Below are 7,700 nucleotides of genomic sequence, written 5' to 3' on the forward strand. Positions count from 1 at the left end.
CCCGCGCCCTGTTCACCCACGGCGAGGGCGCGGGCGGCCGACTGCTGCTCCAGCGCTACCTCCCCGACACCCCCGACGGCGACTGGTTCTTCCACGGCTACTTCGCCGGTCCCCGCTCCTGTCTCCTCGGCGGCAGCGGTCGCAAGGAACTGTCCTGGCCGGTCCGGACCGGACTCACCGCCAAGGGGCGCTGGCAGCCCAACCCCCGGATCGAGGCCGCCGCGCTCCGGCTCGCCGCCCAGGTCGGCTACCACGGCATCCTCGACCTCGACTTCCGGCGCGAGCCGGGCACCGGGCTCTACCAGCTGCTCGACGTCAACCCCCGGCCCGGTGCCCAGTTCCGGCTCTTCACCTCGGCGGGCGGTCTCGACGTCGTCCGCGCGCTCTACCTCGATCTCACCGGACAGCCCGTGCCCCGGCAGCCCGGCCGCCCCGGCCGGGTCTTCGTGGCCGAGAACTACGCCGTGCTGTCGTCGCTGGCCTCCGCCGTGCCCCGGCGGGGCGCCCCGGCCGGGCCCCGGCGGACGGCCGCCGCCGGACAGGGGGTGGAGACCGCCTGGTTCGCGGGCGACGACCCCTGGCCGTTTCTCGCCATGACCCGCGCCTGGCTCGGCCGGGGCCTGGCGAAGGGCGCGCGCTCCGCCCTGCGGCGTACGGCCGCCCGCACCCCCCGCCGTACCGACTCCACCCCCAGCCCCCTCCTGCGGCGTCTCCTCAGCTCTCTCCGCCTCCCCCGATGAAGGACACCACCATGGACGACCTGATCGTGATCGGTGCCGGACCCTACGGGCTCTCCCTCGCGGCCCACGCCGCCGCCACCGGGATCCCGGTGCGGATCTTCGGCCGCCCGATGGCCTCCTGGCGCGAGAACATGCCCGCGGGCATGTTCCTCAAGTCCGAGCCCTGGGCCTCCCATCTCTCCACCCCCGGCGGCACTCACACCCTCGACCACTACGGCGCCGAACGCGGCTTCACCCCCGCCCACGGCCAGCCGCTGGCGATCTCCACCTTCACCGACTACGGGATGTGGTTCGCCGAACGCGCGGTGCCGGAGATCGACGAGCGGATGGTGGTCCGGCTCCACCCGGGGGTGGACTGCTACCACCTGGAGACCGAGGACGGGCAGCGGCTGCGGGCCCGGACCGTAGCGCTCGCCGTCGGGGTGATGCCGTTCATCCGGATCCCGGCGGAGCTGGCCGGGCTGCCCGCGCCGTATCTCTCCCACTCCAGCGCCCACCGCGACCTCGCGCCCTTCCGCGGCCAGGACGTCGTGGTGGTCGGCGCGGGACAGGCGGCGCTGGAGACGGCGGCGCTGCTGGCCGAACACGGTGCCCGGCCCCGCCTGGTGGCCCGCGCCCACAGCCTGACCTGGAACACCCTCCCCGAGCCCCTGGCGCGCCCCCGGGCGCGTGCCCTGCGCTCCCCGCACAGCGGACTGGGCACCGGCTGGTCCAGCTGGATCTACTCCGAACTTCCCTGGGCGGTACGGATGCTGCCGACCGCGACCCGGGAGCGGATCGCCCGCACCGCGCTGGGGCCCGCGGGCGCCTGGTGGCTGCGGGACCGCTGTCTCCCGGCGGTCCCGGCGCTGCTCGGCCACACCCTGGGCCCGGCCCGGCTCGACGGGCGCCGGGTCCGGCTGCCGCTGACGGCGCCCGACGGCACCCCCCGCGAGGTGGTGGCCGACCATGTCATCGCGGCCACCGGCTTCAGCTGTGACCTCGGGCGGCTGGAGCTGCTCGACCCGGTGCTGCGCGGCTCCCTCACGACCATGGGAGGCGGGGGAGCGCCCGCGCTGAGCGCCCGGTTCGAGTCGTCCAGCCCGGGGCTGTTCCTCGCGGGGCTGCTGACGGCGCCGACATTCGGCCCGTCGATGCGTTTCGTGTACGGGGCGGACTTCACCGCGCGCCGTCTGGTCGGCGGGGTGCGGCGCAGGCTCGGCGCCCGTCCCGTCCCCGCCGCCGTGCCCGACCGGGCCCTGTCTCCCTCCTGACCGTCTCGGTCCTTCCGACCCCCACTCGGCCGGTCAGGGCGGCGGCGGGCGATGGGGTACGAAGGAGGGGTTGGCGAGCAGCGGGGGCGGGAACTGGGTCAGCCTGCTCCACTCCCCGTCGGGCACGCCGGGCAGGGTCCGCCCGGCGCCCGCCCACTCCTGGGTGAGCCGCTCATAGATCGGTACGTCGTCACCACGGCCGCCTTCGTGTCCCAGGGAACCCAGGGAACCCATCAGCCCCGTCGGCGGCCGTGGCTCGTGCCGTGGCTGACCGTGCGCGGATGGGTGCGGACGCGGCGGCGGACCGGCGGGTGGAGAGGGCGGTGGGGGCGAAGGCGCGGGCGGATACGGATGCGCGGGCGGATACGGATACGGACGGGGGCTCGGATGCGGGGCTGAGGGCGTCGGCACGCGCTCCCAGGGCGCTGCCGCGGATGTCCTTCCCATATGTCGGCCAACGCCCACCCCGCCGGTGAGGTCACGTGCCCCGGCGGCCCCACCGCCGACGACGAAGCGTTCCTGCGGAGGGCTGTACGGCACCCCCGCCGTTGACCGTCCTTCCCGCCGCTACCACCACCTGAGGTGCGCCCCCGGCGCGTATCCCCCGGCACGCGCCCCCAGCGCGTCTCCCCCATCGGTGTTTCTCAGTGTTTCTCGGTGTCTCTCGGTGTTCCTCAGTGTTCCTTGGAGTTCCTTGGTGGCTCTCGGCCCTCCGGGCGACTCCGTCCCGCGACACCGGCCCGTCGGCGGGCGGTGGCGGAGGAGAGCCGCGATGATACGGAAAAAAGTTCGCCTCATAAGGGGACAGATGCGACACCTGGCCTCCGCGCTGCTGCTGGCGGCGCTGGCGTTCGGCGGCACGGGCTGCCGGGCCGCCGCCGACAACCCCGACCCGGCGGTCTCCGACCCGAAGGGGCGGCGCACGGCCACGGGCGCCTGGTTCGGTGACAGCGTGGACCTGCGGGGATCCGCCCGGGGGGAGCGGCTGCGGATGCGGGTCAAGGGCTGGGTCGACCCGGCCGTGCCCGTACGCACCGGCGCGGAACCGGAGGACGGCACCCGCTGGGTCGGGGCCGAGGTCGAACTGGTCAATGTCGGGGGCCGGGCCTATGACCTGGCCGGGGGCGCTCTCCACGCCTTCGACGGCACCGGCACCCGCTACCGTCCGGTCCGCACCGGAACCCTCACCACCGGCTCCCCGCTGGCCTGGGGGAGCCTCGCGGCGGGCGAGCAGAAGACCGGCTGGCTGGTCTTCGCCGTACCGGAGAAGGCGCGCATCGTACGGGTCCTCGGCACCGTCGGCGAGGCGACTGCCGGATGGCGGCTCCAGCATCCGCCATCCAGGTGAACGGACGCGGTGACGCGCACCGGCAGGCCCTAGGGTGCCGAGCCATGACCACTGCGAACCCCACCCAGAGCCCGGTCCACCGCCCCCACTTCGGCACCCTCACCGTCCTCGGCTGGACCGGTGACCCCCAGGCCGGGCACAACACGCCGTATCTGCTGGTCTATACGCTCGGCGACGGACAGGCCGGGCCCGCCGCCGCCAGTGCCGCGATGGTCGCGATGATCGAGGAACTGGGGCTCTCCGTCGGTCCCGCGATGACCGACGCCACCCACTCCCCGCCCGCCGCGGGCGTCCGCCTGCTGGTCGAGGGCGGTCACGCGGTCCTCACCCTGCCCTACCTCAGCGCCCAGTGCCCGGTGCCGCCGGAGTGGCTGGCCGCCGCCGAACTGCGCGGCCACGCCCATCTGATCATCGCCACCCGGCCCTGGCCCGAGGCGGCACCCGGCCGCGAGGTCACCGAGGAGCTGCTCCAGGACTTCCTCGGCGGCGACGAGAACCTCATGACCTGCGGGCACGTCCTGCTGCCGGTGAGCCAGCTCCGCCGCTGACGCCACCGGGGCGGCAGCCGGAACCGGTACTTGTACCGAAGGCGAAGGGCAGCGATCTGACCCGGTTGTCGAAGCTGGAGTCCACCAGCCGTGGCGCCCCCACCGACCGGGCCGGGTCCGGGCGGTCCAGCAGCTCACGGAAGAGCGCCGTCATCTCCAGGCGGGCGAGATGGGCGCCGAGGCAGTAGTGGGGGCCACCCCCTCCGTACCCCACATGGGGATTGGGGGAGCGGGTGATGTCGAAGGCGTCGGGGCGTTCGAAGACCGCCTCGTCGCGGTTGGCGGAGGCGTAGAGCAGCAGCACCTTCTCGCCCGGCCGGAAGAGCCGTCCGCCGAGTTCGCGTTCGGCCACCACCGTGCGGCGGAACTGGATGATCGGCGTCGAGTGGCGCACGATCTCGTCCACCGCGCCGTCCGCGTACCGGTCGATATCGGCGGCGAGCAGATCCCGCTGGTCCGGATGGGCGCTCAGCAGCACCAGACCGTGGGCCAGGGCGTTGCGGGTGGTCTCCACCCCGGCGACCAGCAGCAGCGAGAAGAAGGCGCCCAGCTGGCGGGCCGAGAGCGTCTGCCCGTCGACATCGGCCCCGACCAGCGCCGAGACCAGATCGCCTGTGGGCCGGCGGCGGCGCTCACGGGCCACGGCGGCCATCATCCCGTGCAGCCGGGCCAGGCCGTAGAGCCCCCGCCCCGGGATCCGCAGCCGGGAGCGGCGCACCCCGACGTTCTGGGACGCCTCGTCGATGCTCCGGGCGATCTCCGCGCGGGCCCGCTCCGGGACCCCCATCAGTTCGCAGATCACCTCGAACGGCACCCGGGAGGCGATCTGCGCCACGAAGTCCCGGGGCCCCTCGCGCGCGGCCTCCGCGACCGCGCGCGCCGCGATCTCCCGCACCCGTTCCTCCAGCACCGCCAGCAGCCGGGGGGTGAAGGCCCGCTGGACCACCCCGCGCAGGGCGGCGTGGTCGGCGCCGTCGAGGTTGACCATCGAGTTGCCGAAGACCGCCTTCGCCCACGCCGCCGGTTCGGGGACGGTCACCCCGGGCGCGCTGGCGAAGTGCGCGGGGTCGCGGCTGGCGGCCCGGACGTCGGCGTGGCGTACGAGGGCGTGGAAGCCGGGCGCGGTGCCGAACCGTACGGGGGTCTCCCGGCGCCGCAGCGCCGCGAAGGCGGCCAGCCGCCGGTCCCGGGGGAGGGACCAGAAGGCGGGGTCGGCGAGATCGATGGCGCCGGGGTGCGCCGGGTCAGCCATGGCGGGCCCAGGGGGTCGGGGCGGGCACGGTGCCTCCAGGGGGCGGGATGGCCATGCTCGCCCACTCCGGGAGCGCTCTCCGGGCAACACGGCCCGATGTGATGGTGATTCACCCTATTTGTGCGATCTTGTGGAGGGTGAGGGCTCCTGGGGGCAACCCCGGGGGCGTCCTCTCGTTGATCGGATCGTCGGCCCGGCCGGCGCGGGCGCGGTCCACCGTCCCGCCCGCCCGGCCCCGCCCCCGTACCGGTGAGCACACCGCCCCGGACCGGAGAGCGGTCCCGGCCGGCACCCTCCCCCGGAAGGAGTCGCCCATGACCCGTCAGATCCCCACCCGGCGCGCGCTCGTCGTCTGTGGCGCGGTGGCGGGCGCGGCCGGAGTGCTCGTGCCCCTCACCACCCGCGAGCGCGACCCCGCCGCGCCGCGCGGCCGCGAGCTGGAGCGGTTCTCCGAGGTCTACCGGGGCCGCCGGATCCAGGGCAGCGCCACCCTCCTGATGACCACCGGCCGCGACGGCCAACACCCCGCCGCCCCCAGCGTGGAGGTCCGTATCGACGGCCGCCCGCTGCGGGTGATGCGCCGCGCCGACGGCGGCTACCTCAGCCACGTCAACCACTACGAGTCGTTCCCCACCCTGCGGGAGGTGGCCCGCGCGGCGGTCGACGACCTCGGCACCGCGCAGCTGGCGTGGGACGCCCCGCACGGCCACCACTGACCTCATCCACCGACCACCCACCTCATGGCAGAGGAGCCGACATCATGCGCACCCGGAGGGCGGCCCCGCCGGTCCCCGTCCGCAAGAACCAGCGCCATCTGACCCGCGCCGAGCGGCGGCGGTTCGTGGAGGCGGTACTGGAGCTGAAGCGCAGGGGCGAGTACGACGAGTTCGTGCGGATGCACGCCGAGTTCTCCGTCACCGACGCCGAGTACCGGCCCCGGCCCGCCCATATGACGCCGTCCTTCTTCCCCTGGCACCGCGTCTATCTGATCGAGTTCGAACGGTCGCTCCAGCGGATCGACCCCGCCGTCACCGTCCCCTACTGGGACTGGACCACCGACAACACCCCCGCCGCCGCGCTCTGGGGCGATGACTTCCTCGGCGGCGACGGGCGGCTGGGGGACCGCCAGGTGATGGACGGGCCGTTTGCCCACCGCCACGGGAACTGGCGGATCACCTCGGGCATCATCGACGGTCGCTATCTGACCCGCAGCTTCGGCCGGTTCGGACTGCCGACCAAGGAGGACGTCGACCGGGCGCTCCAGGAGCCGGTGTACGACACGGCGCCCTGGAACTCCACCTCCCGCACCGGCTTCCGCAACCACATCGAGGGCTGGTCCGCCGGAGGGCCGCAACGCTGGCGCAACCACAACCGGGTGCACCGCTGGATCGGCGGCTCCATGGTCGGGGTCACCTCGCCCAACGACCCCGTCTTCTGGCTCCACCACTCCTTTATCGACCTGCTCTGGAACCGCTGGCAGCGGGCCCATCCGAAGGCGGGCTACCTTCCCCGCGAGCCCCTGCCCCGGTCCGACCCCCAGCACGGCCGGGTCTTCGCCTTCGACGAGCCGATGCCCCCGTGGGGCGCCCGCCCTTCGGAGCTGATGGACCACCGGGGTCTCTACCGGTACGCCTGAACGGCGGATTTCGGAGCGCGCGGAAGGCCGGAGCGCATAAAAGAACCGCGGCCTCGCCCCTTCGTCCCGGAAGGGGGGAGGCCGCGGTGCTCGGGGGTGGAACGGATCAGTGGCCGTACGCCCCGCCGCCGGACACCACCGCGCAGGTGTTGCCGAAGGCCGGGTTCAGCAGCGCGATGATGTTGATCGTGTTCCCGCAGACCTGGACCGGGATGTTGACCGGCACCTGGATCGCATTGCCCGAGATGACACCGGGGGAGCCGACAGCGGCGCCGTGCGCTCCGGCGTCGGCAACGGCCAGCCCCGCGCCACCCGCCAGCAGGGCACCCGAGCTGGCGACGACAGCGGCGGCCTTCGCGATACGCGACATCAGTTCTCCTTGCAGAATCGGCACTCGTCGGCCACAGAGTCGCGGCCTTCACGCTGCTTCAACGCCGCAATCCCAGGGCGGTAACGGATAAGCACCAAAGTGACCGCCCATGATGTAAGCGGACGGTGTTCCGCGCGGGGCGGAGCGGCGGTTCCGGAGGGCCTCCCGCGGGGGCGGGCCGTGACCCGGGCGGGCCCACCGCGTTGGGCAGCGCATGACTCGACTGACTCACGCCGCCGCCGTCGCGGCCGTCGCCTGTGCGATGGCCCTCACCGGCGCCACCGCCGCCCAGGCCGCCTCCGCCACCGCTCCCCAGGGCTCCGCGCCGAAGGCCGGGACCGGGGAGATCGACCGCAACCTCCTCAAGCCGCCGCCGGGCGGGGTGCTCGCGCCGGTGCAGGATCTGGCGGGTCAGCTGCTGCCGAAGATGTAGCGGGGGCCGGGCCCGCGAGGACCGCGCCCGCCGCTTCCGTCCGGGTGATCCGCTCCGTACGGCGGAACAGCCGTACGGAAAGAGAACACCCGCGCCCCGCACGGCGCCCCGGCTGACGGG

The 7,700-nt window shown here is 74.1% G+C and carries 9 protein-coding genes and 1 pseudogene; 7 read left to right on the plus strand and 3 right to left on the minus strand.

Features of this window, described 5'->3' with window-relative positions; genetic code table 11:
* Both ACFVIM_RS30060 and ACFVIM_RS30065 read left to right on the plus strand, forming a co-directional pair.
* A pseudogene (locus ACFVIM_RS30060) lies at window positions 1-740 on the plus strand (ATP-grasp domain-containing protein); the annotation flags it as partial.
* A gap of 11 nt (window positions 741-751) precedes the next feature.
* Window positions 752-1,993, plus strand: coding sequence for an NAD(P)-binding domain-containing protein (locus tag ACFVIM_RS30065; RefSeq protein WP_384307928.1), 1,242 nt, complete (start codon window positions 752-754; stop codon window positions 1,991-1,993).
* Window positions 1,994-2,026: 33 nt separating this feature from the next.
* Here the strand turns inward: ACFVIM_RS30065 and ACFVIM_RS30070 are convergent, their stop codons facing one another.
* Window positions 2,027-2,227 (minus strand): hypothetical protein, encoded by a 201-nt coding sequence (locus ACFVIM_RS30070; protein WP_384307905.1) that lies wholly within the window; start codon window positions 2,225-2,227, stop codon window positions 2,027-2,029.
* Between the two features lie 574 nt (window positions 2,228-2,801).
* On the opposite strand from ACFVIM_RS30070, the gene ACFVIM_RS30075 reads away from it, so the two are divergent.
* On the plus strand, window positions 2,802-3,341 hold the full coding sequence (locus ACFVIM_RS30075) for a DUF4352 domain-containing protein (protein ID WP_384307908.1): 540 nt from the start codon (window positions 2,802-2,804) through the stop codon (window positions 3,339-3,341).
* A gap of 44 nt (window positions 3,342-3,385) precedes the next feature.
* The gene (locus ACFVIM_RS30080) at window positions 3,386-3,889 is read left to right on the plus strand and encodes a DUF5949 family protein (RefSeq protein WP_384307911.1); all 504 of its coding nucleotides are present in this window, start codon (window positions 3,386-3,388) and stop codon (window positions 3,887-3,889) included.
* Here ACFVIM_RS30080 and ACFVIM_RS30085 read toward each other — a convergent pair.
* A complete protein-coding gene (locus ACFVIM_RS30085; protein WP_384307914.1) occupies window positions 3,840-5,141 on the minus strand; it encodes a cytochrome P450 in 1,302 nt (433 codons plus the stop codon). The genes ACFVIM_RS30080 and ACFVIM_RS30085 overlap by 50 nt on opposite strands.
* 314 nt (window positions 5,142-5,455) lie before the next feature.
* On the opposite strand from ACFVIM_RS30085, the gene ACFVIM_RS30090 reads away from it, so the two are divergent.
* Window positions 5,456-5,857 carry a tyrosinase family oxidase copper chaperone gene (locus ACFVIM_RS30090; protein WP_384307917.1) on the plus strand — a complete coding sequence of 134 codons (402 nt, stop codon included), beginning with the start codon at window positions 5,456-5,458 and terminating at the stop codon, window positions 5,855-5,857.
* Window positions 5,858-5,901: 44 nt separating this feature from the next.
* Window positions 5,902-6,777: a tyrosinase family protein gene (locus ACFVIM_RS30095; RefSeq protein WP_384307920.1), complete on the plus strand. Its 876-nt coding sequence runs from the start codon at window positions 5,902-5,904 to the stop codon at window positions 6,775-6,777.
* 106 nt (window positions 6,778-6,883) lie between these two features.
* Here the strand turns inward: ACFVIM_RS30095 and ACFVIM_RS30100 are convergent, their stop codons facing one another.
* Entirely contained in the window at window positions 6,884-7,147 is a 264-nt protein-coding gene (locus ACFVIM_RS30100) for a chaplin (RefSeq protein ID WP_384307922.1), read from the minus strand.
* Between the two features lie 214 nt (window positions 7,148-7,361).
* Between ACFVIM_RS30100 and ACFVIM_RS30105 the strand changes: the two genes are divergently transcribed.
* Window positions 7,362-7,580: a hypothetical protein gene (locus tag ACFVIM_RS30105; protein ID WP_384307925.1), complete on the plus strand. Its 219-nt coding sequence runs from the start codon at window positions 7,362-7,364 to the stop codon at window positions 7,578-7,580.
* Window positions 7,581-7,700 lie beyond the last annotated feature (120 nt).

It is taken from the genome of Streptomyces sp. NPDC057638, assembly GCF_042800315.1.
Classification (GTDB): domain Bacteria; phylum Actinomycetota; class Actinomycetes; order Streptomycetales; family Streptomycetaceae; genus Streptomyces.